The 26,912-nt window shown below is 70.3% G+C and carries 26 protein-coding genes; 9 read left to right on the forward strand and 17 right to left on the reverse strand.

What is annotated here, in order from left to right:
- The first annotated feature begins 156 nt into the window (after positions 1–156).
- Complete coding sequence (locus ABZS71_RS22600) at positions 157–717, forward strand: GNAT family N-acetyltransferase (protein WP_356212874.1); 561 nt, start codon at positions 157–159, stop codon at positions 715–717.
- Here ABZS71_RS22600 and ABZS71_RS22605 read toward each other — a convergent pair.
- From ABZS71_RS22605 to ABZS71_RS22640, 8 genes are all read right to left on the reverse strand, one after another.
- Positions 714–989 (reverse strand): hypothetical protein, encoded by a 276-nt coding sequence (locus ABZS71_RS22605; protein WP_356212876.1) that lies wholly within the window; start codon positions 987–989, stop codon positions 714–716. The two genes, ABZS71_RS22600 and ABZS71_RS22605, sit on opposite strands and share 4 nt — an antisense overlap.
- A 221-nt stretch (positions 990–1,210) precedes the next feature.
- Positions 1,211–3,175 (reverse strand): hypothetical protein, encoded by a 1,965-nt coding sequence (locus ABZS71_RS22610; RefSeq protein WP_356212878.1) that lies wholly within the window; start codon positions 3,173–3,175, stop codon positions 1,211–1,213.
- Position 3,176: 1 nt separating this feature from the next.
- On the reverse strand, positions 3,177–4,592 hold the full coding sequence (locus ABZS71_RS22615) for an ATP-binding protein (RefSeq protein ID WP_356212880.1): 1,416 nt from the start codon (positions 4,590–4,592) through the stop codon (positions 3,177–3,179).
- A gap of 28 nt (positions 4,593–4,620) precedes the next feature.
- On the reverse strand, positions 4,621–6,177 hold the full coding sequence (locus ABZS71_RS22620; protein WP_355849403.1) for an SCO6880 family protein: 1,557 nt from the start codon (positions 6,175–6,177) through the stop codon (positions 4,621–4,623).
- A 2-nt stretch (positions 6,178–6,179) separates the two neighbouring features.
- Entirely contained in the window at positions 6,180–7,559 is a 1,380-nt protein-coding gene (locus tag ABZS71_RS22625) for a hypothetical protein (RefSeq protein ID WP_356212883.1), read from the reverse strand.
- Positions 7,549–8,418, reverse strand: coding sequence for a hypothetical protein (locus ABZS71_RS22630; RefSeq protein WP_356212886.1), 870 nt, complete (start codon positions 8,416–8,418; stop codon positions 7,549–7,551). Before ABZS71_RS22630 ends, ABZS71_RS22625 begins: the two co-directional genes overlap by 11 nt.
- Positions 8,419–8,714: 296 nt before the next feature.
- On the reverse strand, positions 8,715–9,023 hold the full coding sequence (locus ABZS71_RS22635) for a hypothetical protein (protein WP_009716148.1): 309 nt from the start codon (positions 9,021–9,023) through the stop codon (positions 8,715–8,717).
- Positions 9,024–9,300: 277 nt separating this feature from the next.
- Positions 9,301–9,507: a DUF397 domain-containing protein gene (locus tag ABZS71_RS22640; RefSeq protein WP_355849183.1), complete on the reverse strand. Its 207-nt coding sequence runs from the start codon at positions 9,505–9,507 to the stop codon at positions 9,301–9,303.
- 204 nt (positions 9,508–9,711) lie between these two features.
- Between ABZS71_RS22640 and ABZS71_RS22645 the strand changes: the two genes are divergently transcribed.
- Positions 9,712–10,719: a bifunctional lytic transglycosylase/C40 family peptidase gene (locus tag ABZS71_RS22645; RefSeq protein WP_356212888.1), complete on the forward strand. Its 1,008-nt coding sequence runs from the start codon at positions 9,712–9,714 to the stop codon at positions 10,717–10,719.
- A 232-nt stretch (positions 10,720–10,951) separates the two neighbouring features.
- Entirely contained in the window at positions 10,952–11,671 is a 720-nt protein-coding gene (locus tag ABZS71_RS22650) for a phosphatase PAP2 family protein (protein ID WP_356212891.1), read from the forward strand.
- Between the two features lie 124 nt (positions 11,672–11,795).
- Here the strand turns inward: ABZS71_RS22650 and ABZS71_RS22655 are convergent, their stop codons facing one another.
- Entirely contained in the window at positions 11,796–13,406 is a 1,611-nt protein-coding gene (locus ABZS71_RS22655; protein ID WP_356212894.1) for an FAD-binding oxidoreductase, read from the reverse strand.
- A gap of 437 nt (positions 13,407–13,843) precedes the next feature.
- Between ABZS71_RS22655 and ABZS71_RS22660 the strand changes: the two genes are divergently transcribed.
- Entirely contained in the window at positions 13,844–14,755 is a 912-nt protein-coding gene (locus tag ABZS71_RS22660) for a hypothetical protein (RefSeq protein WP_356212897.1), read from the forward strand.
- A 163-nt stretch (positions 14,756–14,918) separates the two neighbouring features.
- Entirely contained in the window at positions 14,919–15,188 is a 270-nt protein-coding gene (locus ABZS71_RS22665) for a hypothetical protein (protein ID WP_355849418.1), read from the forward strand.
- A 91-nt stretch (positions 15,189–15,279) separates the two neighbouring features.
- On the opposite strand, the gene ABZS71_RS22670 is transcribed toward ABZS71_RS22665, so the two are convergent.
- The gene (locus tag ABZS71_RS22670; RefSeq protein ID WP_355849198.1) at positions 15,280–15,672 is read right to left on the reverse strand and encodes a metal-sensitive transcriptional regulator; all 393 of its coding nucleotides are present in this window, start codon (positions 15,670–15,672) and stop codon (positions 15,280–15,282) included.
- A gap of 190 nt (positions 15,673–15,862) precedes the next feature.
- Between ABZS71_RS22670 and ABZS71_RS22675 the strand changes: the two genes are divergently transcribed.
- Together ABZS71_RS22675 and ABZS71_RS22680 are read left to right on the forward strand one after the other, a co-directional pair.
- Positions 15,863–16,483: a DUF47 family protein gene (locus ABZS71_RS22675; protein WP_355849201.1), complete on the forward strand. Its 621-nt coding sequence runs from the start codon at positions 15,863–15,865 to the stop codon at positions 16,481–16,483.
- Between the two features lie 8 nt (positions 16,484–16,491).
- Positions 16,492–17,490: an inorganic phosphate transporter gene (locus ABZS71_RS22680; protein WP_356212900.1), complete on the forward strand. Its 999-nt coding sequence runs from the start codon at positions 16,492–16,494 to the stop codon at positions 17,488–17,490.
- Between the two features lie 251 nt (positions 17,491–17,741).
- Here ABZS71_RS22680 and pstB read toward each other — a convergent pair whose 3' ends face one another.
- The 4 genes from pstB to pstS form a co-directional block, all read right to left on the reverse strand.
- Complete coding sequence (gene pstB, locus ABZS71_RS22685) at positions 17,742–18,518, reverse strand: phosphate ABC transporter ATP-binding protein PstB (RefSeq protein WP_355849207.1); 777 nt, start codon at positions 18,516–18,518, stop codon at positions 17,742–17,744.
- Positions 18,519–18,544: 26 nt separating this feature from the next.
- Positions 18,545–19,624: a phosphate ABC transporter permease PstA gene (gene pstA, locus ABZS71_RS22690; protein ID WP_355849210.1), complete on the reverse strand. Its 1,080-nt coding sequence runs from the start codon at positions 19,622–19,624 to the stop codon at positions 18,545–18,547.
- Positions 19,621–20,610: a phosphate ABC transporter permease subunit PstC gene (gene pstC / locus ABZS71_RS22695; protein WP_356212903.1), complete on the reverse strand. Its 990-nt coding sequence runs from the start codon at positions 20,608–20,610 to the stop codon at positions 19,621–19,623. Before pstC ends, pstA begins: the two co-directional genes overlap by 4 nt.
- 114 nt (positions 20,611–20,724) lie before the next feature.
- Positions 20,725–21,849, reverse strand: coding sequence for a phosphate ABC transporter substrate-binding protein PstS (pstS, locus tag ABZS71_RS22700; RefSeq protein WP_355849216.1), 1,125 nt, complete (start codon positions 21,847–21,849; stop codon positions 20,725–20,727).
- Between the two features lie 637 nt (positions 21,850–22,486).
- On the opposite strand from pstS, the gene ABZS71_RS22705 reads away from it, so the two are divergent.
- The gene (locus ABZS71_RS22705; RefSeq protein WP_356212906.1) at positions 22,487–23,569 is read left to right on the forward strand and encodes an NlpC/P60 family protein; all 1,083 of its coding nucleotides are present in this window, start codon (positions 22,487–22,489) and stop codon (positions 23,567–23,569) included.
- 181 nt (positions 23,570–23,750) lie between these two features.
- Here the strand turns inward: ABZS71_RS22705 and ABZS71_RS22710 are convergent, their stop codons facing one another.
- The gene (locus ABZS71_RS22710) at positions 23,751–24,266 is read right to left on the reverse strand and encodes an O-acetyl-ADP-ribose deacetylase (protein WP_356212909.1); all 516 of its coding nucleotides are present in this window, start codon (positions 24,264–24,266) and stop codon (positions 23,751–23,753) included.
- A 235-nt stretch (positions 24,267–24,501) separates the two neighbouring features.
- On the opposite strand from ABZS71_RS22710, the gene ABZS71_RS22715 reads away from it, so the two are divergent.
- Positions 24,502–25,734 carry a fused response regulator/phosphatase gene (locus ABZS71_RS22715; RefSeq protein ID WP_356212912.1) on the forward strand — a complete coding sequence of 411 codons (1,233 nt, stop codon included), beginning with the start codon at positions 24,502–24,504 and terminating at the stop codon, positions 25,732–25,734.
- Positions 25,735–25,785: 51 nt separating this feature from the next.
- On the opposite strand, the gene ABZS71_RS22720 is transcribed toward ABZS71_RS22715, so the two are convergent.
- Positions 25,786–26,127 (reverse strand): DUF2516 family protein, encoded by a 342-nt coding sequence (locus ABZS71_RS22720; protein ID WP_355849406.1) that lies wholly within the window; start codon positions 26,125–26,127, stop codon positions 25,786–25,788.
- 109 nt (positions 26,128–26,236) lie between these two features.
- Positions 26,237–26,896: a hypothetical protein gene (locus ABZS71_RS22725; RefSeq protein ID WP_356212915.1), complete on the reverse strand. Its 660-nt coding sequence runs from the start codon at positions 26,894–26,896 to the stop codon at positions 26,237–26,239.
- Positions 26,897–26,912 lie beyond the last annotated feature (16 nt).

Raw genomic sequence — 26,912 nt, forward strand, 5'->3', positions numbered from 1 at the left:
GGTACTGCAGGGGGGACCCTGTGGGAGAGTAGGACGCCGCCGAACAATTATTAGCCTCGGTCCCGAGCACTCAGTGCTCGGGACCGAGGCTTTTTTGCGTTCAGACTGCCGAAATCCCGTTGTGGCCGTCCAGGGCCTCGCTGTCAGCATGGGGCCATGGGGTATCTGGTCAGGACCGTCAAGGCCGATGAATGGCCGCAGATCAAGGAATTGCGGCTGGCCGCGCTGGCCGATCCGATCGCGCGTATCGCCTTCAACGAGACCCATGAGAGGGCAGCCGCCTACCCGGACGACGTCTGGCGGGACCGTGCCGAGCGGAGCGCCATCGGGGACGGCATCACGACGTTTGTCGGCGCGGCTGATGACGGCGAGGAAGAGGGAGTCGGCCGGCTGGCGGGGATGGTCGTGGTTCTGGTCGAGACGGAGGAGCCGGTGCCGACGGCTCATCTGGTCGCCGTGTATGTGCGCCCGGAACACCGGGGCACCGGCCTCGCCCAGCAGCTGTTCGGCCCGGCGATCGACTGGTCCTGGGAGCTGGAGACACCGCGTATCGAGCGTGTACGGCTGTGGGTGCACGAGGAGAACGCCCGGGCCGAGACGCTGTACGGCCGGCTCGGCTTTGTCAGGACCGGCAGGAGCATGGCCGGCCCCAAGCAGCCCTCGGCTCTGGAATACGAGATGACCCTGCCCCGCCCCCGCCACCGTTCTTGGGGCTAGGGCTTCGGGTGGGTGCCGCAGCCGCATCCCGCGTGGGCCGCAGTCGTTCCCGCCGTCTTCGGGGGCTCGCTCTTGTCCTCGAAGATGAGCGTCATGTCGTGGGCGGGGGCGGCCCCGGTCGCGTCGATCACGGTGACATGCGTCAGCGCCAGCGCGTCACCGGACCGTGCGCCGCTGCCGCCCGTACGGGCACGGTCCGAGGGGGTCACGGAAGCCGCCCGGGAGGCGACCGTCGCCGATGTGCCCGCCGTCGCCATGCCCGCCGTCGCCATGCTCGCCAGTGGCGCCGCTCCCCGCAGAAACCACGTCGCCCTGTACGCCGCTGTGCCGTCCTCTCGGACATGCCCACTCGCTTGCCTTCGTCGATGCCCGCTGTCCGCTCTTCGCCGACATCCACCACTCTGGCGGGGACGAGGCGTGGGAACACTGGGCCTGCCAGGCGAATCGGGGGTGGAACTTGCCCCACCCCTCCAGGTCATCCTTGCGCTACCCCTCAGCTCAGCTCCTGGCCGGCCAGGGTGCGGTGCGGCCAGCGCGCCCGCGCCTGCTCCTGGGAGCGCATCAGCGCCAGCGTCGGGAGACCCTGCGCCGCGCCCTGGGTGAGCAGATCGGGGAGCGCCGGGAGCGGCGCCACGGCGGCGATGTCGTCCAGGACGAGGGTGAGTGGTGGGTCGAGCCGACCGGAGGATGACCGTTCGGCCATGCGCCGGCCGTGCTCGACCACGTGCGAGGCGAGTGCGGTCAACAAGGGCATCGCACCCGGCTGGGTCCGGGGATCCTCGATGGATTCACCCATCACGTAGAGCGTTCCCCCTTCGCCGATGAATGACTCCAGCGCGAGGGCATCGGCGCGTCCCGGATTGCAGGCGTCCCGGATGTGGATCGAGGAGAGCGCGCCGAGGGCACGGGCCGTCAGCTCCTGAGCCATATCGCGGCGTTCGGGGTGAGCGGTGAGCGTGGCCTCCAGCTCGCCGGCTGCGCCGCCCGCCGCCTTGGAGTGCGTCCTGAGGATCCGTACGGGCTCGTGCGCCGAGCTGCCCTGCGCCCAGCGGTGCACATGGCGGAAGGGGCGGCCGTCCACGGCGGCGGCGTGCAGCCAGCAGCGCAGCATGGTCTCCGCGGCCTCCGCCATGGGCTTGTCCATCGCGTGCGCGGGGCGTACGGGCGCGAGGAGCGCCGTGGCGCGGGCGGCCGCGGTATCGCGGGAGCCGCAGTCCGCCGCCGGGTTCCAGCGCAGCCGGGCGGGGGTGTCGAGGAGGTGGGACGGGTCGAAGACATGGCTGGGGCCGAACTTGGCGCGGGCGTCCTTGGTCGTGGCCCACAGGGCGGGATCGCTGGTGACGACGAGGACGGGGCCTGCGGCCTCCAGGACGGCGTGGGCGGCGGATTCGCCGCGCTGGGCGCCGAAGAGGATACGGGAGCGGGCCGGTTCGCCGTCGGGGAACGCGGCGGCGGCCACGGGGCCGCCGGTGCGGGGCGTGGGCAGCGGCTGTGGGGCCGCCGCGCCGTGCGGGGGCTGCGGGGTGTGTCCGGTTGATTCCGGGCCGGACGCGGCGGTGATGCCCCGCGCGCCCGCCCGCTGCTCGGCGATGGGCCGATGCGGTTCGGGCGCGGTGGCCGCGTTGTGCGCGGCGAGCGGGGGACCGGCCGGTCCGGAGGGGACGGCGCCGGGCTCAGGGCGGTGGCCGCCCGCGGGGGCGGCGGCTTCGTTGGCCGGCACCACGTCGGCCGTGCCGGGTGGGCCGGGCACGATGGCCCGGCCGGGAGCCGCGACCTCGGGCCATGGGGCCGAGGTCGCCGCGCCGTTGGGTCTTACGGGGCCGGGGGCGGCCTCCGGGGCCGGTGGAGACGGGTAGCCGCTCCGGGGCCCGGAGGCGGCTCCTGAGGCCGTGGCAGTGTGCCCACGGCCTTCGTACGCCGCGTCCGCGCCCGGTCGCCCGCCCCGGGGGGCCGCCTCGATTCCCGTGCCGGGCTCCGTGCCCGTACCGGCGGCCGGGCCGGACGCGGCGCCCGGAGCGCCCACGTCACCCCGCCGCTTCCCCTCGGCGGCCTCCGCGCGGACGGCGCGGCGCCTCGCGCGGACCACCCGGTAGCGGGTCAGCGTGCCGACCGCGAAGATCGCCAGCACGATCAGCACCATCAGCTCGCTGATGAACAGTCCCCAGAACAGCCCGTACCCCGACAGCTGCTCCTTCGGGGTCTCAGGCCATGCCGTCGCGAGGTCATGCGGATGCTCCACCAGATGGCGCAGCGCCAGGGGCGTCCGCATGAAAGCCACGCCGTCCGGCCACGCGCCGTGGGAGAAGAGCCCGGCCATCCCGGTGGCCGACCACACCAGCCCCGTCAGCCCCAGCAGAAACGCGATGATGCCGATCAGCAGCCCGTCCGGAATGCCGCGCTCCGGGGACGGAGATCTCCCGTGCTCCGCGGGCCCGCCGCGGTTGTGACCCGCTGCCATCTCACGCCACCGTGGAGCCGTACGACGGCCCGCCGTAGGTCTCCGCCTCCACCGCCTCGACCGCCGCGGCGGCCCGCTCCTCGGCCTCCGCTTCGGCGGTCAACTGGACGGTCAGCGACTCCTCCGTCATCGCCCGGTCGGTGTAGACGAGGGGGCGCTCGGCCTCGGTGATCAGGTGTTTGACGACCTGTACGTTGCCGTTGACGTCCCATACCGCGATACCGGGGGAGAGCGTCGGAATGATCTCCACCGCCCAGCGCGGCAGACCCAGCACCCGCCCGGTCGCCCGTGCCTCGTCCGCCTTCTGGGCATAGATCGTCCGCGTCGACGCCATCTTGAGGATCGCGGCCGCCTCCCGCGCCGCCGCGCCGTCGACCACATCGGAGAGATGGTGGACGACGGCGACGAAGGACAGACCGAGCCGGCGCCCGAACTTCAGCAGCCGCTGGAAGAGCTGGGCGACGAAGGGCGAGTTGATGATGTGCCACGCCTCCTCGACCAGGAAGATGCGCTTCTTACGGTCGGGCCGGATCCAGGTGTGCTCCAGCCACACGCCCACGATGGCCATAAGGATGGGCATCGCGATCGAGTTGCGGTCGATATGGGAGAGGTCGAAGACAATAAGGGGCGCATCGAGGTCGATTCCGGCCGTGGTCGGCCCGTCGAACATGCCGCGCAGATCACCGTCCACCAGCCGGTCCAGCACCAGGGCGACATCCAGGCCCCAGGCCCGTACATCGTCTATATCGACGTTCATCGCCTCGGCCGACTCCGCCTCGGGATGGCGCAGCTGCTCGACGATGTCGGTCAGCACCGGCTGACGGTCGACGATGGTCTCGTTGACGTAGGCGTGCGCGACCTTCAGGGCGAACCCGGAGCGCTCGTCGAGCCCGTGCCCCATCGCGACCTCGATGATCGTACGGAGCAGGGCGAGCTGACCGGTCGTGGTGATCGACGGGTCCAGGGGGTTGAGCCGGATTCCGCCGTCCAGGGCCGCCATCGGGTCGAGCCGGATGGGCATGATCCCCAGCTCCTGGGCGATGAGGTTCCACTCGCCCACCCCGTCCTCACCCTGGGCGTCCAGCACCACCACCTGGCGGTCGCGGAACCGCAGCTGGCGCAGGACGTACGTCTTCTCCAGCGCCGACTTGCCGTTTCCGGACTCGCCGAGCACCAGCCAGTGCGGGGCGGGCAGCTGCTGTCCGTACAGCTGGAAGGGGTCGTAGATATAGCCCTTGCCGGAGTACACCTCGCGGCCGATGATCACGCCCGAGTCGCCGAGACCGGGCGCCGCGGTGGGCAGATAGACGGCCTGCGCCTGGCCCGTTGAGGTACGGACCGGCTGCCGCGTCGTCTCCACCTTTCCGAACAGAAAGCTGGTGAACGCTTCGGTGACGGCGCTCATCGGATCGGCCACGGCGGAGCCCCTATCGTCCCAGTCGTCTCTATCGGCGGATGCCGGTCGCGAACGGCAACGTGTTCACAAAGGCCCGGTGATGTTCGCGGTCGCACCACTCCAGCTTCAGATAGCTCTTCCCCGCCGAGGCCCGGATGGTCCGCTTGTCGCGCGCGAGTGCCTCCGGCGACCGGGAGGAGACGGTGATGTAGCCGACCAGGTTGACGCCGGCGGCGCCGCTGGCGAGGTCCTCGCCGCGCTGGTCGAGACGGCCGTGGGCGGCGATGTCACGCGGGTCGACGGTGCGGTTCATCTTCGCCGCGCGGCTGGCCTCGGCCTCGTCGTTGGTCTTCTCGGTCAGCATCCGCTCGATGGCGATCTCGGTGGGCTCCAGGTCCATACAGACCGCGACCGTACGGATGACATCGGGGGTGTGGACGAGCAGCGGGGCCAGGAAATTGACGCCGACGGGCGTCATGGGCCACTCCTTCACCCATGCGGTGGCGTGGCACCAGGGCTCGCGGGTGCTCGACTCCCGCGTCTTGGCCTGGAGGTAGGTGGGCTCCATCGCGTCCAGCTCGGCCGGCCAGGCGTTCCGCTTGGTCATCGCCTGGATGTGGTCGATGGGGTGGTCCGGGTCGTACATGGAGTGGATGAGCGAGGCCAGCCGCCCCTGCCCCAGCGGCTGCCGGACCCGGATGTCGGCCTCGGCCAGCCGGGCGCAGATGTCGGTCAGCTCGCGCGCCATGACCACGGCGAGGCCCGCGTCCTTGTCGAGCCTGCGGCCGCCGCCGCTGTGGCGGGTGGCGCGCGCGATGGCCTGGGCCTCGGCGGCCAGATCGCGGGTGTAGTGCATACAGGCGACGAGATAGGCGCGGTGCTGCTCGGAGGAGGTCGAGACCATGGACTGCAGCTGGTCGTAGGAGTCCTTGAGCCAGTTCGGGGCGTCATGGTGGCCGCGGCGCTCGACGTCCTTGGCGTGGGCGTCGGGGTCGGCGGGGAGGGTGCGGGCCAGCATCTGTAGACGTGTCACAAAGCCGTCGCCGTTGGCCACATGCTTGAGCAGGGTGCCGAACCGGTCGACCAGCGTCTCCTGGTCCTCGCTGTCCCGCAGCCCGACGCCGGGACCCTCGATCTCGATCGCGGCGGTGACGGTGCGGCGATCGGCGTGCAGGAGCACGGCGATCTCGTCAGGGCCGAAGGGCGCGGCCAGCCAGTTGATCCGGCCGATGCCGGGGGGTGGGCCGACCTCGACCTCGCGGCCGTCGATGCGGGTGCCGGCCTCGGTGGCGGTGGAACGGTAGGCCGTGGTGCCCTTACGGACGCTGCGCTTGTAGGAGCGGTTGATCTCGAACCACCGGTAGAAGGTCCGTCCGTTGTAGGGGACGTAGACGGCGGCGAGCGCGAGGGTGGGAAAGCCGACGAGGGCTGCGATGCGCAGCGTCAGCATCGGCACCAGCAGCCCGCACATCATTCCGATGAACGCGCCCCCGATGATCAGTGCGATCTCGCCGGTCTCGCGGTTCTTGCCGACGATCGCGCTGGGGCGGGGGCGCCCGATCAGATATGTGCGGCGGGGCGCGAGGGGGTGGGACTGGGTCTCGATCGTCACCGTCGGTCACCTCCCGAGGTGTTGCCGGAACCGCGGCGGGGGGTACGGGGGGCGCCGCCGCCGGAGCCGCCGGAGCCGCCGGAGCCGCCGGGGTGGCCGGTGCGGCTGGCGGGGGCGGTGCCTGCGTTGCCGGTGCCGCTGCCTGCTCCGCCGCCGCCTCCGCCAGGGCGGGTGCTGTGGGCGGCCACGCCGCCCGAGACGGGGTTGGCGGGCTTGGCCTGCGCGGGGCGGGCTCCGCCTCCTCCGCCGTCACCGCCGCCGCGGGCGCTGTGGGTGTTGATGCCCTGCTTCACCAGGGCGGCCGGGGAGCTGATGATGGCGGCGGCCTGACGGGAGGCCGGGTCGGCACTGGCGCTGCGAGCCTTGACGATCTCGTCGCCGAAGCCGGGTACGAAGCGGTAGATCATCGCGCTGGCGAAGATGGCGAGGATGATGATGGACAGGCCAGAGACGACGGCAGAGAAGGCGTCGGGCTTGCCGCCGGAGGCGGAGAGCGCCCCGGCCAGGGCCAATACGGTCACGATCACTGGCTTGACGAGAATCACGGCGATCATGATCCCGGCCCAGCGGCGGACATGCCCCCACATGTTCTTGTCGACGAGGCCCGAGTAGACGGCCGTGCCGAGCAGCGCGCCCACATAGAGGAGGGCGGCGCGGATGACGAGTTCGAGGCAGAGCACGCCGGCGGCAAGGATCGTCACGAGCGATACGACGATGAGCATGATCGGCCCGCCGCCGATGTCCTCGTCCCGCTTGAGCGCCTGGGCGAACGAGCCGAAGAAGGCGTCGTTGTCCGCACCGGTGCCGGAGGCGATGGCGTCGGTGACGGCGTCGGTCGCCGTGACGACCGTATAGAGGATGAGCGGGGTGAAGGCGGAGGCCAGGACCGTCAGCCAGAGGAAACCTATGGCCTCGGAGAGCGCCTCGCCGAGCGGGACGCCGCGGATGGCGCGCTTGGCGACGGCGAGGAGCCAGAGGATGAGCGTGAGGACGGTCGAGGCGGCGAAGACGACGGCGTACTGGCGGAGGAATGCTTCGTTGGTGAAGTCGACGTTCGCCGTCTCCTTGACGAGCTTGGAGAGCTTGCCGATGAGCCAGGAGGCGGCGTCGGCGCAGCCGCGGGCCAGGGAGGCGGCGGGGTCGAGGGGGTTGGAGGTATCAGGCGGGCCGCCTGAGCCACCGCTGCCGCCACCCTCTTCGCAGCGCTCCCGGACCTGACCGAGGAGAAGGGCGCAGTCGTCGTTCTTGCTGGCCGACGGGGTCGGAGTGGGCGAGGGCGCGGCGGTGGCGCGGGTGGCCAGGAGCACGGCAGCCGTCTGGACGGTTACCAGGACGCCCGTGAGCGTGAGAGCGCGGCGGCGGGGGCTAGCGGGCATAGGTGAACCCTCCGTACTGCTCGACTGCCTTGGCGATCTCATCGGCCGTGGACGCGGTGCGGTCGCTGTTGACGGGGGCCGGACCGTCCTTCTGCGAGTAGCCCTCGGCCTTCCAGTCGTTGTTCACCCACCGAAGCTTCAGCGTCAGGGTGAACCAGTCGTTGGTGACCGGGTTCTTCGATCCCTCTCCTGCCGTGCCGAACACGCCCGTGCACCAGACCTCCACCGTCGCCGTGGTGCCGGCGAACTTGCCGATCTTGGTGCCGAGGGGGGCGGTGCGCGAGACGTAGGTCATGCCGTTGGCCGCCTTGCCGTTCGCGTCCAGACCGATCTTCTCCAGGGAGGCCGCGGAGTAGGCCTTGTCGAGCTTGGTCTGAAGCGGGCCCGCGGCCGCGCTGGTGAAGATCTGGGGCACGATCCGATGGCGCCGCTCGCGGTTGAACATGTCCGCGGACCCCAGCGCCACCGCGTAATTGGCCGCCGCGCTCTGGGCCCCCTGCTGCGACTTGGCGAAGCCCGACGCGATGCCCGTGGTGGTGTTCTTGCCTTCCACCGGGCGCCGGCCCGTGGGGGCGGTGGGGTGGGATTCGGCGTTGGTGCCGCTGGTGTCGGTGCTGCCCGAGGCGTTGTCCTTGCCGCCGCCGCGGTTGGCGAAGGCGATGGCCGCGATGAGGAGGACGACGACGCCGACCACGGTGACCAGGTTCCGGCTGGGCCTGCCGGTGCGGCCGGGGCGGCGGGCTGGGCCGTACGGGTCGCCGTCGCCCTCGGGCAGGCGGGTGCGCGTCAGATGGCCTTCGGGGCCCGCCTCGCGGCCGTCGTAGTCACCGCCGTATCCGTCATCGCCGCCGAGACTCATCGCGCGTACGCCCCTTCAACCGTGCCAAGCCTGCCAACCGTGCCAGCCTTGCCGACCGCGTCAGCCGTGGTCGCTCTTCCGCCGTCCGGGTACGACGGTAGCGGCGCGGACTGACGTGTGGGCGTGGTGGTGTGAGTGGACATCAAGCTGACACGACCTCAGCGAGGGGAGCGGGCATCGGGCAGCAGCCTCGGGTACGGAGAGTGGGGCCGGTAGGGGGGATCGGGGGCGGAGGCTTGGAGACGGGGGAGTGCGCCGCGCGCGGGGTCGGCTCCGGGGGCGGACAGGGGGCGCGGCTAGATGGCCATGCCGTACACGATCGTGAAGAGGGTGCCCAGCGAGCCGATGATGAACACGCCGGTCAGGCCCGCGACGATCAGCCCCTTGCCCTGTTCCGCGCTGAAGGTGTCGCGCAGCGCCGTGGCGCCGATCCGCTGTTTGGCGGCGCCCCAGATCGCGATGCCGAAGCACAGCAGCAGCGCCACGGCCATCACGACCTCGATCATGACGCGGGCCTCGCTGCCCAGGCTGCCGAACGGACCCCAGTCTGGGGCGATTCCGCCGATGATGGTGTTGATGTCGCCCTTTTCGGCCGCTAGGAACATAATGAACTCACCGCCCCTTATGGGTAGTTGTGTGTCTCGCCGGCATGGTGTCGGTCAGCCTCTATCTTCGCTGACGAATCCGCTTCCGCATGTCGACTTGGCGGCATTTCTTGGCGGATCCGGTGCGTGTTGTGGACCACGATGGCCTGATGGCCGTGCGAGGCGTGTCACTGGAGGGTCGTATGGTCACTCTGTGTATCACGCGGGTGGGCGCCGGGCAACGATCGGTGATGGGGCGAGCGCGCGGCTCCCGGGTCCCGGTCGCGGACGCGACCCCTCACTCCTCGGCGAAGTCGTCGAACTCGCCGGCCTTGACCCCTTTGAGGAACGCTTCCCACTTGGCCTGGGTCGTGACGACGACCGTGTCCGGGTCCGTGCTCTCGCGTAGATGGATCCGGCCGTCCGGCCCGGCGGCCACCTCGAGGTAGGCGGCCCCCTCCTCGCCTTCGGCGGGCGAGGCCCGCTGCCAGTCGAGCTGTGTCATCCGTGGTCCCTAGGGTGTGAAGTGCTCGGACGCGCCGGACTTTACGCGCTCCACGGTCCGGTGGGAGGCGGCCGGGGTGGAGCGGCGAGGCACGGGGGGCGCGCGGCGCTGGCCCGCCGTAAGGTTTCGGCTGGGGAGCGGCTGGTTTTCGCCGTGCGTACGGAAAGGCGTTCGTAGCGCGGGTGGATGGGGGAGGATGGCCGGGTGCGTAAGGTCTGGCTGGGTGTCAGTGTCGGTCTTGGGGTCTCCTTTTCCTTCGTCGGTCTGCTCGTCGTCGGTACGTACATGGTCGCCGCGGACCTGACCGGCGGCGGGGGCGGCGCGAGTGTCGGGCTGGCGAAGGGGGCCGTACCGGCCTCGTACGAGCCGCTGATCCAGCGCTACGGAAACTCCTGTCCCGCCATCAACCCCGCGCTGCTGGCCGCGCAGCTCTACCAGGAGAGCGGCTGGAACGCGAAGGCGCGGAGCCCGGCCAACGCCAAGGGCATAGCGCAGTTCATCCCCGCCACCTGGGCGTCGCACGCCGTCGACGGCAATAAGGACGGCGTCAAGGACATCTGGGACCCGATGGACGCGATCCCCTCGGCGGCCGCCTATGACTGCTCGCTCGCCACGTATGTGAAGGATGTGCCGGGCAATCAGACGCACAACATGCTGGCCTCGTACAACGCGGGCGCGTATGCCGTCATCAAGTACGGCGGTGTGCCGCCGTACCGCGAGACGCAGAACTACGTGAAGACCATCACCACCCTGGCCAAGAGCTTCGAGGCGCCGGTCCAGCGGGTGCAGCCCTCGCGGCAGTCGGCCGGGGCGATCTACTTCGCGCAGAAGCAGCTCGGCAAGCCGTATCTGTGGGGCGGGAACGGCACGCCGGAGCAGGGCGGGCGGTTCGACTGCTCGGGGCTGACGAAGGCGGCGTACAAGACGGTCGGGATCGACCTCCCGCGCGTCGCCAACGACCAGTGGAACGCCGGACCGCACCCCAAGCGGAACGAGCTGCTCCCCGGGGACCTGGTCTTCTTCGCCTACGATCTCAGCGATCCGAGATCGATCCACCATGTGGGGATCTATGTGGGCGGCGGATATATGATCAACGCGCCCTACACCGGTGCGGTGATCCGCTTCGACAAGATCGATTCGCCGGACTACATCGGTGCCACGCGGGTGACGCAAGATGGCGCAAAAGCGTTGCCAAAGGCGAACTCGGCGTAAAGATTCCCCTGAGCTGCGACGATCGATCACCCTTCGATAACGTCCCGGTGATCGTTGGGTGGAGAACGGAACGCTCGGCGGAAAGAGGGCGTTCCCTGGAAGTGGATCGGCGTGGACGGCGTGGATCGACGGCGGACTCTTCGCGTCGATCGCGCGACTCCCACCGATCGCGATGACCACGGGGGTCGGCAGCCGCACGTAGCGACAGGCAAGAGATAAGGGGCCACGGCACATGGCTGGACTCGCGCTGGACGGGTCGAACCCCGATGTCAGCCTGCTCTACGACATCAACGGGCTTGCGAAGGACGCCCCGCACTGGTTCGACCGCGTCATGGAGTTCGTCGGCGAGTTCGGGATCATCATCGGGCTCGCCCTGGTGGCCCTCGGCGCCTGGTGGAGCGTGCGGAAGCGGTCGCAGGACGCGCCGTCCGCGGTCGCCGGGCTGGTGTGGGCACCGCTGGCCGCCGGGCTGGCGCTGATGGCCAACATCCCGATCCGCGGCTTCGTCCAGCGGCCACGGCCCTTCAAGGACCACCAGGGACTCGATGTCCTGGTCGCGGGCAAGACCGACTTCTCCTTCGTCAGCGACCACGCGACGCTGACCATGGCCGTCGCCGTCGGGGTCCTCATGGCCAGCCGGGCGTACGGTGTGGCCGCGATGGCGCTCGCGCTGCTCGAAGGCTTCTGCCGCGTCTATATGGGCGTCCATTACCCGACCGATGTGATCGGCGGGTTCGCACTGGGGACAGCGGTCGCGCTGCTGCTGGCGCCGCTCGCGATGATGCTGCTGACGCCGCTGACGACGACGATCGCGAGCTCGCGGGCCGGCTGGCTGATACGGGCTCACGGGCCCGCTTCCGTCGCGGGACCGGTCGAGGGCGAGGGTCTCCCGGGGTTCCCCGAGCCGCGGACGCCCGGCGGCGAGCGCGGCAACAAGGACCTGGCGGCCTAGCTCTGCCTTTCCGCGTTCGTGAGCGCCTTACGGCGTGCATGAGCGCCTTATGGCGCACACCGACGGCCCGGCATGTGCCGGGCCGTCCGTCTGTACTGCCGCATGTACTGCCGCCGTGACGGACTCACAGGGCCTGCGGGAAGTCGAAGCGCCGGTCCGGGTCGTAACGCTTCTTCAGCTTTGTCAGCCGGTCGGCGGCCGATCCGTAGTACGCCGAGCGCCAATCCTTGAGGGACGCGTCCGTGTAGTTCTGGTACGCCGCCCCGGAGGCGTACCGCCGCATCGCCGTATGCGCACCGTCGAGCCAGGCGTTCTGCACGGCGCCCGAGCCACCCGCCGCCCAGGACGCGGTGTACTGCGCGAGGAACCGCGAGCGCCGGTGGACGAACGCGGTGGACTGGGGTGCGACGCGGTTCACGGCGCCGCCGAGCGCGGTGAGCGCGATGCTGACCGCGCCCCCGCCACCGGTGCGCTGTCCGTAGTTCTCCAACTGGCCGAGCATCGCGCGGACGCCCGCCTGGCTCAGCGAGCGGTCGTAGAAGTCGGAGCGCGCCGCGTAGGTCTCGCGCTGGAGCACTCCGGAGGAGCTGCGGCCGGGGGTGGTGCCGGGCAGATGGCAGCTGGTCGTCGAGGTGTCGCCGCATCCCGCGTACATCCGCATCGCGTCGACGTAGCGCTGGCGGCGGAGCGTCACATGGGAGGCGGGGCCGGGGCCGCCCGGTCCGTCGGCGAGCCGGTCCACCGCGTTCTGCAGCGCACCGTAGGTGCCGAGCGAGAAGCAGCTCACGGAGACGGTGGGGGCGCGGCCGGGGGCGGCCGACAAGTGCAGCGCCGACCAGATCTCGTCCGGCTGGTCCGGGCCCCACTTCTGCCAGGCGCTCAGCACCTTCGCGGCCTTAGACCATGGCCATGACATATAGGCGGTGACGCCGTCGGCCGTCTTATGGGTACGGAAGCGGAACTCGGTGACGACGCCGAAGTTGCCGTTCCCGGCGCCGCGCAGGGCCCAGAAGAGATCGGCCTCGTCGTCCTTGGAGACGTCGAGGGCCTTGCCGTCCGCGGTGACGATGCGTGCGCCGGTGAGGTTGTCGGCGGTCAGCCCGTACGCCCGGGAGACCACGCCATGGCCGCCGCCGAGGGTGAGCCCCGAGATCCCGACGGTCGGGCAGGAGCCGCCGGGGACAGTCACGCCGCGCGCGCCGAGCGAGGTGTAGACGTCGATGAGCTTGGCGCCCGCGCCGATCCGGGCCTCGCCCGACGTCGTACGGATCGACGCGAGCGCCGAGACGTCTATGACGAGGCGGCCGTCGCCGCTGGACCAACCGGCGTAGCTGTGGCCGCCGTTGCGGATCGAGACGGGTGCGCCATGGCGTCGGGCGAAGGACAGACAGGCCGATATATCCGCTGTATTGCCTATATAGGCGACGGCGGCGGGGCGCAGATGGTCGAAGCGGGTGTTGTAGAGGCGGCGGGCGGAGGCGTAGTCGGCGTCGCCGGGGCGCACCAGATCGCCGTGGAGGTCCTTGCCGAGCGCGCTCCAGTCGGCGGACTTCGGCTTGCCGTCGAGGGCGCCGCGCCTGCCGCCGGCGGTGGCCGAACGGGCGTCCGACGCCGCGGCGGAGCCGGAGGAGGCCCGGTCGGCGGCGGCGTGTCCTGAGTCGTTGCTGCAGGCGGCGGCCCAGGTGGCCGTGGCCGCCAGTCCCGTGCCCGCTGCCAGTAGTGTCCGCCGGTTCATGGCGGTGTCCCCTCCCTGTCGCCCTGCGTACCACCGGTCGGCCGGGCCGGCGTGAATCCGGCCCGGTCCCTTGGTCAGAGAGGGGAACCGGGCGGTGTGGTTCCGTTCGCATGCGAGGCGTTGCGCACGGGGGACGAGCCGGACTCGTCGGATGAGTCCGATGAGTCGCCCGTATCGGGCGGGGAGTGACGGACCGTCGTATGCGCGGCGGCGTCGTCGCGCGCCAGGGCGCGGGCGCGACGAGCGGGGCCGGACCAGCCGCACGAGCAGCGGGCGATGCAGAAGGAACCCCTCTCCACGGTGGTGGTGCGGTTCCGTCCGGGGCCCCTGTCGCCTGAGTCGAGCACATGACCACGCTATCGGGCCGTGACGAGCCACCGGGGCGGATCGTTAAACGAACAAGTATCAAGCGAGCGTGGCCAGGGGGTCGGCGGTCGATGGAGTTCCAGCAGCGCGGGCTCGGCGTACGGAGACGGGTGAGAGCGGTCGCCGGGGTCGTGGCGGGCGGCCTGCTGGCCGCGCTGCTGGCGGCCGTAAGCGGCTGCTCCTCCGAGACGGTGGCCGATGAACGCCCTGGTGGCGCCCGGGAGGAGACCGCGGTCGCGGTGCTGCACCGGGCGGCCGACGTGCTGGTCAGATCGGGCAGCTCACGGGTCCGTACGACCATGGAGACGGCGACGGGCGGCACCCGGGTGTCCATCCGGGGCAGCGGGGCGTACGACTTCGAGAAGCGGCTGGGCCGGCTGCGGCTGCTGCTGCCGAGGGATGCGATGGGGGCCGCCGAACATGCGCCGATCACGGAACTCCTGGCCTCCGGGGCGCTCTTCATGCGCAACCGTGGCGCGGGCATCCCCAGCGACAAGTGGGTGCGCGTGGATACGACGGACATCCCGGACGGCAATCTGGTCACCGGCGGGGCGACCGACCCGCTGACCGCCGTCGAACTGCTGCGCGGGGTGCGGAAGGCGAGCCTGGTGGGCGAGGAGGGGCTGGATGGGGCCCTGGTGCGTCACTACCGCGGCACCACGGACATCGGCCGGGCCGCACGGGTCGCGTCGACGGGGGTGCGGGGCCCGCTGGCGGCAGCGGCGAAGGGGTTCGACGAGGCCACGGTGCCCTTCGACGCGTATCTCGACGGGTTCGGACGGCCGCGCGAGGTCCGGCACCGCTTCACCGTGAGCCGCCGGGCGAGCGGCTGGGAGGAGCCCCGGGGCCGGGGCGCCATGGCGCGGCACGCGGTGGAGGTCGCCTCGACGACCGAGCTGTACGACTTCGGGGCGCCGGCCGTCGTCGAGCTCCCCAAGCCCGCGGATATCTACACAGGAAAGGTCGGATCACCTCAGAAGTAGTCGGAGGGGCCCGCTCTGCCCTTCGAAATGGCCCATCCGTGCCATGCGCGGAGTGTGTACCGCTCCCTACGCTGGGAATCCGCTGCTCGAAAGTGCTCGCAGGTGCTCGCAGGAGGAGGTGAAACACGTGGTTGCGCGTCGCGGCTCGTCGGGCCCGGACCCCGTGGCCCTCGTCGAGATCGATCTCTACGGTGATTTGATGATCGCTGCGTCGAGCGCGGACGAGGACAGGCTCAGTCCGGACCGCATCGACGAGGTGCTCCGGGTGGAGGCCGACCGATCAGATTCGGCCGAGCGTGCCAGGGGCGCCAAGGGCGCCCAGGGTGTCAAAGGCGCCGGGAAGGGCGCCGGGAAGAAACCCGGGAAAAACCCCGAAAAAACCGCCCGGAAGGACAACGACTCCCGAGAAGCCGAGGGTCCGGACGCCCGGTAACAGAGGTCGCCGCCTCGTCGGCGGGCGCCGAGCGCCCCGTCCGGCGAGGATGCGCTCATGCCCGCACCGTGCACCGTGGCGTCGCGGCTGGTCAGGTCCGCAGCAGCCGTGCGATGGCCGCCGTGGCCTCGGCGACCTTGGCGTCGACCTCGCCCCCGCCCTCGGTCTCGCCCTGTGCGGCGCTCTCGACGGCCGCGCTGGCGACGCAGTGCCGCAGATGCTCCTCGAGCAGCTGGAGCGCGAAGGACTGGAGCGCCTTGGTGCTCGCCGAGACCTGGGTGAGTATGTCGATGCAGTAGACATCCTCCTCGACCATCCGCTGCAACCCCCTGACCTGGCCCTCGATCCGGCGCAGCCTTTTGAGGTGCTGGTCCTTCTGCTTGGCATACCCATGGCCGCCGTGGGTAGCGGAGGCATGGCCGGACACCTGGCCCCGCTCGTCGCCCTCGCCGGGCGCGGTGGTGTCGGCTGCCGTGGTGATCATGGCGTCCTCCCGTTGTCACTCATGTCCGTATATACCCCCACTGGGTATATACTACCGGGTTTTCCGGCCGAACCGGGCCCCTGTGAGGAGCACTCTGCCTGATGGGCGACACTGGGACCGCCGGTTACCGTGGCCGGAAGATGCGCCTAGCATCGAGAAGTCCCCATCCGCTGCATCCCGAGGATCCCCAGTGCGCTTTCGTCTGACCCCCAGGGAGACGAGCTTTTACGACATGTTCTCCGCCTCCGCGGACAACATCGTCACGGGCTCGAAGCTCCTGATGGAACTTCTCGGGGCGGACTCTTCCGCTCGCTCCGAGATCGCCGAGCGGATGAGGGCCGCGGAGCACGCGGGGGACGACGCCACGCACGCGATCTTCCATCAGCTGAATGTCTCCTTCATCACGCCGTTCGACCGTGAGGACATCTACACCCTCGCCTCGTCCCTCGACGACATCATGGACTTCATGGAGGAGGCCGTCGACCTGGTCGTCCTTTACCAGGTCGAGGAGCTGCCCAAGGGCGTTGAGCAGCAGATCGAGGTGCTGGCGCGGGCGGCCGAGCTGACCGCCGAGGCGATGCCGAATCTGCGCACCATGACGAACCTCACGGAGTACTGGATCGAGGTCAACCGGCTGGAGAACCAGGCCGACCAGATCCACCGCAAGCTGCTGGCCCACCTCTTCAACGGCAAGTACGACGCGATGGAGGTGCTCAAGCTCAAGCAGATCGTGGATGTGCTGGAAGAGGCGGCCGACGCCTTCGAGCATGTGGCCAACACGGTCGAGACCATCGTTGTCAAGGAGTCCTGAGCCCCGGCATGGACACCTTCGCGCTTGTCGTGACCATCGCGGTCGCGCTCTTCTTCACCTATACCAACGGCTTCCATGACTCGGCGAACGCCATCGCCACCTCCGTCTCCACCCGGGCACTGACCCCGCGGGCAGCGCTCGCGATGGCCGCGGTGATGAACCTCGCCGGTGCCTTCCTGGGCAGCGGGGTCGCCAAGACCGTCAGTGAGGGCCTGATCGCCACCCCGACCGGCAAACAAGGCATGATGATCTTGTTTGCCGCGCTGATCGGCGCGATCACCTGGAACATGGTCACCTGGTATTTCGGCCTGCCGTCCTCCTCCTCTCACGCGCTCTTCGGCGGCCTGGTGGGCGCGGCGCTCGCCGGTGCCAGCACCGTCCACTGGGGCGGGGTGCTGGAGAAGGTCGTCATCCCGATGTTCCTGTCGCCCGTCGTCGGTCTGGTGCTGGGCTACCTCGTGATGGTGGCCATCCTGTGGCTGTTCCGGAACTCCAACCCGCACAAGGCAAAGCGCGGCTTCCGGATAGCGCAGACCGTCTCGGCGGCCGCCATGGCGCTGGGTCACGGTCTGCAGGACGCCCAGAAGACCATGGGTGTCGTGGTGATGGCCCTGGTCATCGGCGGTGTCGAGGATCAGGGCGACGCGATTCCGGTCTGGGTGAAGATCGCCTGCGCCGCGATGCTCTCGCTCGGCACCTACGCGGGCGGCTGGCGCATCATGCGCACGCTGGGACGGCGGATCATCGAGCTGGACCCGCCGCAGGGATTCGCCGCCGAGACCACGGCGGCCTCGGTCATGTACACGGCGTCGTTCATGTTCCAGGCGCCGATCTCGACGACGCATGTCATCACCTCGGCGATCATGGGCGTGGGGGCGACCAAGCGCGTGAACGCGGTGCGCTGGGGGGTCGCGAAGAACATCATTCTCGGCTGGTTCATCACCATGCCTGCGGCGGCCGGTGTCGCTGCGCTCAGCTACTGGATCGTGAACCTGGCCTTCGGCTGACGGCCGGACGCCCGGCCCGGCCGGACACCCGGCCCCAAGGGGATTCCCTACGCAGCTCGGATTCCGTACGCAGCTCGGATTCCGTACGCAGCGGGGATTCCGTACGCAGCGGGGATTTGGCACACAACAGGGATTTGGTACGCAGCGGGCCCGCCCCCGGGAGCCAGGGGCGGGCCCTTCGTCTTGCGGTGGCACCGCCATGCAGCACCGCAGGACGGCTCCTCCTCGCCGGTTGGCGAGGGGTCTTTGACTCAGCCGAAGCGGCCCGAGATGTAGTCCTCGGTCGCCTGGACCGACGGGTTGGAGAAGATCCGCTCGGTCTCGTCGATCTCGATGAGCCGGCCGGGCTGGCCGACGCCGGCCAGGTTGAAGAAGGCCGTACGGTCCGAGACGCGCGCCGCCTGCTGCATGTTGTGCGTCACGATGACGATCGTGAAGCGCGCCTTCAGCTCGCCGATCAGGTCCTCGATGGCGAGGGTCGAGATCGGGTCGAGCGCCGAGCAGGGCTCGTCCATCAGCAGCACATCGGGCTCGACCGCGATAGCGCGCGCGATGCACAGCCGCTGCTGCTGACCGCCGGAGAGGCCGGAGCCCGGCTTGTTGAGCCGGTCCTTGACCTCGTTCCAGAGGTTGGCGCCCCTGAGGGACTTCTCGACGATGGCCTCCAGCTCGCTCTTTTTGTACGAGCCGTTCAGCTTCAGCCCGGCCGCGACGTTCTCGAAGATCGACATCGTCGGGAACGGGTTCGGGCGCTGGAAGACCATGCCGACCGTGCGCCGCACGGAGACCGGGTCGACGCCGGTGCCGTACAGGTTCTCGTCGTCGAGCATCACCTTGCCCTCGACCCGGCCGCCGGGGGTGACCTCGTGCATCCGGTTGAGGGTGCGCAGCAAGGTCGACTTGCCACAGCCGGACGGGCCGATGAAGGCGGTCACCGAGCGGGGCTCGACGGTCATCGAGATGTCCTCGATGGCCTTGTGGTTGCCGTAGTAGGCGGTCAGGCCGCTGACGTCGATGCGCTTGGCCATGTGAATCACTTCTCTTCTTCTTGGCCTCAGCGGCCGGTCTTCGGGGCCTTCCAGCGGGCGATACCGCGGGCCACCAGGTTGAGGATCATGACGAAGGCGATGAGCACGAGTGCCGCGCCCCAGGCCCGGTCGAACGAGGCTTCGTTGCCGAGCTGCCACTGCTCGTAGATGTAGTAGGGCAGCGACGACTGTGCGCCTTCGAACGGGTTGTTGTTGATCCCCGCGGCGCCGAAGACCAGCAGCACGATGGGCGCGGACTCACCGGCGACACGGGCGACCGCGAGCATCACACCCGTGGTGATTCCGCCGATCGCGGTGGGCAGCACCACCTTGAGGATGGTGCGCCACTTGGGCACGCCGAGGGCGAGGGACGCCTCGCGCAGCTCGTCCGGGACGAGCTTGAGCATTTCCTCGGTCGAGCGGACGACGACCGGCATCATCAGGATGGCCAGGGCCATGGCGCCCGCGAAGCCGGAGTAGCCGAAGCCCAGGATGATGATCCAGAAGCTGAGGATGAACAGGCCGGCGACGATCGAGGGGATACCCGTCATGACGTCGACGAAGAAGGTCACGGCCTTCGCGAGCCGGCCGCGCCCGTACTCCACCAGGTAGACGGCGGTCAGCAGGCCGATCGGGGCGGCGATGAGGGTGGCGATGCCGACCTGCTCCAGGGTGCCGATGATCGCGTGGTACGCGCCACCGCCGGGCAGGATCGTCTGCACACCCTCCATGGAGTGGCCCAGGAAGTAGCCGTCGAGGACGGTCTTCCCCCGGTCGACGGTCTCCCAGATCAGCGAGATCAGCGGGATGACGGCGAGCACGAAGCAGACCCACACCAGGCTGGTGGCCAGCCGGTCCTTGGCCTGACGGCGACCCTCGACCGCGACCGCGAGGCCGTACGAGCCGAGGAGGAACAGCACGGCGGCGATCAGGCCCCACTGGATCGTGTTGCCGAGCCCCGCGGCGGCGCCGATGCCCGCGCCGAGGGCGGCCGAGACCAGCACCAGGGCGAGCGGGGCCCAGCGGGGCAGCCGGGCCTGCTGGAGGGCCGACGCGCGCGGCGCGCTGCCGGCGGCCTCGGTCTTGTTGATCGTCAGATTGCTCATGCTGCGGACCCCGAGTACTCCTTGCGGCGGGCGATGATCATTCGCGCTGCGCCGTTGACCAGCAGGGTGATCACGAACAGCACCAGACCGGAGGCGATCAGCGCGTCACGACCGTTGTCGTTGGCCTCCTTGAAGTGGCTGGCGATGTTCTGCGCGAAGGTGCCGCCGCCCGGGTCCAGCAGGCTGGTGTTGATCAGGTAGCTGGGGGACAGCACGGTGGCGACCGCCATGGTCTCGCCGAGCGCACGGCCGAGGCCGAGCATCGAGGCGCTGATGATGCCGGAGCGGCCGAAGGGGAGGACCGACATCCGGACGACCTCCCAGCGGGTCGCGCCGAGCGCCAGCGCGGCCTCCTCGTGCATCTTCGGGACCTGCCGGAACACCTCGCGGCTCACGCTGGTGACGATCGGCAGAATCATGATCGCCAGCAGGATGCCGACGGTGAACATGGAGCGCGCGGCGCCGCCCTGGTACGAGAAGATCCCGGTCCAGCCCAGGTACTCGTTGAGCCAGGTGTACAGGCCCGTCAGATGAGGGACCAGGAAGAGCGCGCCCCACAGGCCGTAGACGATGCTGGGGACCGCGGCGAGCAGATCGACGATGTACGCGACCGGGGTGGCCAGCCGGCGCGGGGCGTAGTGCGAGATGAACAGCGCGATGCCGACCGCGATCGGGACCGCGATGACCATCGCGATGATCGAGCTGACGACCGTGCCGTAGGCGAGGACGGCGATGCCGAACCGCATCGGAGTGGTGCCGGTGCTCCACTCGAAGGCGGTGAGGAAGTTCGCGTCGTCCTTGGAGATCGCGATGGCGGCGCGGTACGAGAGGAAGGCGGCGATGGCCGCCATGATCACCAGCAGGGTGATACCGGAACCCCGGGAGAGACCGAGGAAGATCTTGTCACCGGCGCGGCCTGTGGAGCGGCTCGCGACCTTGGTCGGGGACCCGGCGGGTGAAGATGTGGGTTCTATGTCCGTTTTCATGGATTCTCCGGTCTGCGGAGCCGGATGAGGTGAGGCTCCTGGCGCGGCGGTGCACCGGACGATGCGGCTGACTCCGCCGCGGCGATCGCCGCGGCGGAGTCAGCCGCACTCGGGTCAGGAGAGGCTCTTGACGCTCTCGCGGACCTTGGTGGCGATCTCGGTCGGCAGCGGGGCGTAGCCCAGCTCCTTCAGCGAGGACTGGCCGTCCTCGCTCGCCACGTAGTTCAGGAAGGACTTGGTGGCGGCGAGGGTGCCGGACTTGTTGCCCTTGTCACAGGCGATCTCGTACGTGACGAGGGTGATCGGGTAGGCGTTGTCCGCCTTGGTGTCGTACGCCAGGTCGAGGGCCAGGTCCTTGCCGGTGCCCTTGACCTTGGCCTCGGAGATGGCCTTGGAGGCGTTGTCGACGGTGGCCTGGACCGGGGCGGAGGCGCCGGTGTCCAGGTCGACGGTCTTGATGCTGTTGGCGGCCGCGTAGGACAGCTCGAAGTACGAAATAGAACCGGAGACCTGCTTCACCTGCGAGGAGACACCGGAGGAGCCGTCAGCCGACTGGCCGCCCTTGCCCTCCCAGGCCTTGCCCGGCTCGTGCGGCCACGCCTTCGGGGCGGCGGCCTTGAGGTACTTGGTGAAGTTGTCGGTGGTGCCCGACTCGTCGGAGCGGTGGAAGGCCTGGATCTTGAGGCTCGGAAGGTTGACCTTCGGGTTGAGCTTCTTGATCGCGGGGTCGTTCCACTTGGTGATCTTCGAGTCGAAGATCTTGCCGAGGGTGTCGGCGTCCAGCACCAGCTTGTCCACACCGGGGACGTTGAAGCCGACCGCGATCGGGCCGCCGACCATCGGCAGGTCGATGCCCTGGCCGCCCTTGCAGATCTTCTTGGAGGCCGTGACCTCTTCGGGCTTCAGCGCCGAGTCGGAACCCGCGAAGGCGGTCTTGCCCTGCAGGAACTCCTGGATGCCCGCGCCCGAGCCGGTGGCCTTGTAGTTGAGCTTGGTGTCCTTGCACGCGGCGCCGTAGTTCTTGATCCACAGATCCATGGCGTTCTTCTGCGCGGACGACCCGGAGGCCAGCAGCTGCCCCTTGCCATCGCACTTGATGTTGCCGACGGCCTTGGAGCCGCCGGCGCTGTCCGGGCCGCTGTTGTTGTCGGAACCACACGCCGTGAGGACGAGGGCGCCGGAGACGGCGAGGGCACCGGCAGCGATGGCGCGAAGCCGGTTCTTGCGCTGAAGCTTCACTTTCAGGGGTTCCTTCCAGGAGCCGCCGGTGGGGACGGCGCGAGATGGGTGGGGCGCAGTGTGGGTGGTGCTACGAGTGCGCGGCCGACCATCGGCCGTCGGCTCGCACTCGGTAGGGCCGAAATTAGGCAGATCAGGTGAAGTGGCCGAAGGGGGTGAGTTAACGGACGGTGAACCTCGGCCGTCAGTGTGGTGGCCAGGTCACGGCCGGGTCACGGCCCGATCGCGGCTCGGCGGCCCCCGGCCCGGAGCCGAAGGGGCGCGGCGCTGTCGAAGGGGAGAGCGCGCGGAGGCCGCGAGGGCTCCCGTCGACATGCGGCTACCGCCGCGCGAGTGGCCGAGCACGGTCGACCGTCGACCGGGGGTCCCCCCCCGAAGGCAGGGGGAGGCTGGAGCGCCCTGGAGGCGAACCGAGCCCTTGAAAGCCCCGGGCCGAGGTCAACCCGGCGTCCGTCCGAAATTCGTGCGACGCCCGTCCGGTCGCCCCGATCTCGGCGGTGCGGGGGTAACCGGCGCGTGTCCCTGTCGAATTGCGGTACGGCATGTCACTATCCGTCCCTACGTGCCGGTAGGTCAGGTCTGGCGCCCGGAGGAGCCGGGAGCGCGTAGGGCCTCGACGGACGAGAGGAGACGGCGGGTGAGGCGGGACGGGAGAGGGAGGGGTGCGGGCGTCGCCGCGGCCACCGCGCTGGTGTGCGCGCTGGGAATGTCGGCCGTGCCGGAGGCGGCGTACGCCGCGCCCGGCGAACCGACGCCGGGGCCCGAACCGGGCGGATCCGGCGGCAAGAGCCTGGACGAGGTCCGCCAGGAGGTGGAAGGCCTCTACCGGAAGGCGGGATCGGCCACCGACGCGTACAACCTGGCGCGGGAGAAACAGACCCGCCAGGAGCGGGCCATCGTGAAGATCGCGCGCGCCGTCGTCACGGCGCAGAAGGAAATGGCCGGGCTGCGGCAGCAGGCCGGGGCGATGGCCCGCGCGCAGTACCGCGGCGGCGGAATGCCGGCCGAGGCGCGGCTGCTCCTCAACGGCGACCCCGGCGACTTCCTCGACGGCGTCACGCTCGCGCGCAAGGGGCAGCAGGCGACTCATGGGCTGATGAGCCGGCTGGAGCGGACCCAGGCCGCGCTCGACCGCTACGCCCGGTCCGCCTCCCGGGAGTGGGAGCGGCTGGACCGGAGCCGGGCGAAGAAGGCGGCGGCGAAGAAGCAGATCACGGCGAAGCTCGCCCGCGCGCAGCGGCTGGAGTCCCGGCTGGAGAAGAAGGAGCGGGAGCGGCTGCGGTGGCTGGAGGAGGAGAAGGCGCGCACCGCCCAGGCGAAGTGGCTGGGCAGCGGCATACTGCGGGACGTCGGCACCAGTGCCACCTCCTCGGGCCGGCGCGCGGTCGACTTCGCGACGGCCCAGATCGGCAAGAACTATGTGTGGGGCGCCGTGGGCCCGGACACCTACGACTGCTCGGGACTGACCCAGCGGGCGTGGGCGGTGGGCGGCCGCGCGATCCCGCGGACCTCGCAGGAGCAGTGGAGGCTGCTGCCGAAGGTGGCCGTCAAGGACATGCGCCCGGGCGATCTGGTCATCTACTTCCCGGACGCGAGCCATGTCGGGATGTACGTGGGGGGCGGCGCGGTCGTCCACGCCCCGCGCCCCGGCCGTCGGGTCACGATCGCCGGCGCCGGCTCCATGCCGATCCTGGGCGTCGTCCGCCCGGACCGAAGGTAGCCGGACCGCGGCCCAAGACCGAGACCGCGGCCCGAGACCGAGACCGAGACCTCGGCCCGAGACCGCGGCCCGAGACCGAGACCTCGGCCCGAGACCGAGACCTCGGCCCGAGACCGAGACCGCGGGCCGAGACCGAGACCGCGGGCCGAGACCGAGACCGAGACCGCGGCCCGAGGCCGGGTCAGTCGCCCCTCAGGGCCGTCTCGAAGGCGTCGTAGGCGGGCTGGTCGAAGAGGACGAAGCGGGCCTCGGTGACGGACGTGTCCGCCGCGCGGACCGCGTCGAGGGCGATCCGGGCCGCGTCCGTGAGCGGCCAGCGGTAGACGCCGGTGGAGACGGCCGGGAAGGCGACCGTACGGACTCCGAGCTCGTCGGCGACGCGCAGTGACTCGCGGTAGCAGGAGGCGAGTGTGGCGGAGCGGTCCTCGTTCGCCGAGAAGACCGGCCCGACCGTGTGGATCACCCAGCGGGCGGGGAGCCGGCCGGCCGTGGTGGCGACCGCCTGGCCGGCCGGGAGCCCGCCGCCGTAGTGAGAGGCGCGCAGTGCGCGGCATTCATCCAGAATGTCGGATCCGCCCCGCCGGTGGATGGCCCCGTCGACGCCGCCGCCACCGAGCAGCGAGGAGTTCGCGGCGTTTACGACGGCATCGACCGTCTGATCCGTGATATCGCCCAAAATCAGCGTGATGTTCGTCATTCCGTGATTCTCCCGTAGGTCGCCAAGTGCCGCCTGACGTGGGGCGTATGACAAAAGTCGTGGTCTGAAGGTCATTCCATCGGGCCCGCGCCTAGCGCTAAGGTCGCTTGGCAGTATCCGGCACCCCTGACCGTGAAACCTTCGCGACCGACCGGTCGGTGTGCGTGCCGGGCCCGTGCGGTCCGCCGGTCGGTGGCGGGTCCCGCGCCCTCGGGGGGAGGGAAGGAATCGAGCGATGTCCGTACCCGTGCCGAGGCAACGGGAGGCGCCGGCCACGCAGGCCCGTCCCGCCACCCTGCCCGACAACGGGCTCACCCTGCTGGTGATCGAGGACGATCCGGCCGGTGCCTTCAACGTGCCCGAAATGCTGGACACGGAGGGTAACCGCGTCCGCATCCGTACGGCCCGTAACCTCACCGAGGCCACCCGGCTGCTCACCGACGGCGTGCAGTGCATCCTTCTCGATCTTGCCCTGCCCGGCCCCGACGCCGAGGGCGAGGACCCGCTGGCCACGCTCCGCGCGGTGCTGAAGCTCGCACCCTCGCACGCCGTTCTCGTCCTCACCGCCGAGGACGACGCCGAGCGCGCCGCCGAGGCGGTCCGGGTGGGCGCACAGGACTTCCTCTTCCGCGGTGAGCTCGACGGCCGGATCCTCAGCCGCGCCATCCGATACGCCGTCGAGCGCAAACGCTCCGACGTCGCCCAGCGCCAGCTCAGCGAGTCCCGGCTGCGGGCGCAGGAGAACGCCCGGCTGGAGCGCGGGCTGCTGCCCACCCCGCTGCTGGGCGGCTCCGGGCTGCGCTTCGCCGCCCGCTACCGGCCCGGCCGCAGCCGCGCCCTGCTCGGCGGCGACTTCTACGACACCGTCCGCACCCCGGACGGCACGGTGCACGCGATGATCGGCGACGTCTGCGGCCACGGGCCCGACGAGGCGGCCCTCGGCGTGGAGCTGCGGATCGCCTGGCGCGCCCTGACCTTCGCCGGGCTCTGCGGCGATCAGCTGCTCGGCACGCTGCAGCAGGTGCTGGAGAACGAGCGCGCCGACGATGAGATCTTCGCCACCCTGTGCACCGTCGACATCGCGCCGGACGGCCGCCGGGCCGGGGTCTGTCTGGCCGGGCACCCCTCGCCGCTGGCCATCCGCCCCGGAATGGCGCCCCGGCTGCTGCCGACCGACGAGAACGGCCCTGCCCTCGGTCTGCTGCCGAACGCCCGCTGGCCGCGCCGCCAGGTCGAGCTCGGCGGCGCGTGGAGCCTGATGATGTACACGGACGGGCTGATCGAGGGGCGCGTCGGGGCGGGGGTGCAGCGGCTCGGGCAGGAGGGGATGGTCGAGATCGTCGCCCGTCAGCTGGCGGGCGGGCTGCGCGGTGAGGAGCTGCTGGACGCGACCGTCACGGAGGTGCGGGCGCTGAACGGCGGAGAGCTGACGGACGACCTGGCGGTGCTGCTGCTGGACCGCGGCTGAGCGCCGTGGCCCGCGCTGTGCGCCGTCTCTTCCCCTTGCCGGGTCTTCCGGTTACCGGTTGAAGGGCCCGTACGGACCGTCGGAGCTGGAGCCGCGCCCGCGGTTCCACCGGCCGCCACCGCCGGAGACCTGCCGCAGGGCGGGCCGGACGTCGACGATGTACACGATCGTCGCGATCAGCCCGATGATCGGCAGGAAGTCGAGGATCCCCATGAAGAAGTTCACCGCGGCCGCGAGGCCGAGGATGATCAGCCAGAACGCCTTGGTCTGCTTGTCCGCGGCCCGGTAGGCGTCCTCACGACGGATCGCGGAGTCGATGAAGGCGAACAGGCTGAAGAGGAGCAGGCCCCAGGAGACCCAGTACAGCAACTCGCCGAACCCTTGCACCAGCACGCCGTCCACCGCCTAGAAGATATGAATGGGAGCGTCTCTCGGGCCACCGTACCCGCTGGCAGGGCCGGGCACGCAGCGCGTACCCGGCCCTCCTGTGGACGCCCGCGTCTCAGCCGGCCGACTTCTTGCCCGGGGCGGGCTTACGGGCCTGGGCCTTCTTGGACTGGCCGGCCTGGCCGGCCTGGGCGGCCTGGGCGGCCTGAGTGGCCTGGGCGGCCTGGCCGGCCGGGGTGACCGGGACGGCCGGCTTGGCCGGGGCCTTCGGGGCCTCCTTGGACGAGTCCACCGCGACCGACTGCGACGCGGCCTTCGGCTGGCTCGTCTCGTCCTTGGGCTCGATCGCGGAGGCGATGTCGACGACCTCGTCGGCGGCCTCGCCACGCCAGGTCTTCACGACCTCCTGGCCGTGCTCGGCCACCTCGTCGTACCGCTCCCGGGCCTTGACGGCGAGCTCGGCGGCCCGGCCCACGCCCTGCAGGGCGAGGTCCTGTGCCGTGTCCCGGAGCCGCTTGAGGTCGGTGTCGAGCGAACCCAGCATCTCGTTGAGCTTGCCCTGCGCCTCCTTCGCCTGCTGGGTGACCCGGTCCTGGACCGCCTTGGGGTCGGTGTTGCGCACCGCGTTGAACCGCTCGGGGGCCTCGGCGACGATCTTCTCGACGAGCGTCGGCACCTCCTTGAGCTTCTGGGCGGCGAGGTCCGCCGTGCCCGCCATGAAGTAGAGCGGGGTCGGGTCGGTGAGGGTCTTGCGTACGTCGTCGGTGATGGCCATCTGAGGGTCCTCCCGG

The sequence above is a fragment of the Streptomyces sp. NPDC005393 genome (assembly GCF_040606675.1).
Taxonomy (GTDB): domain Bacteria; phylum Actinomycetota; class Actinomycetes; order Streptomycetales; family Streptomycetaceae; genus Streptomyces.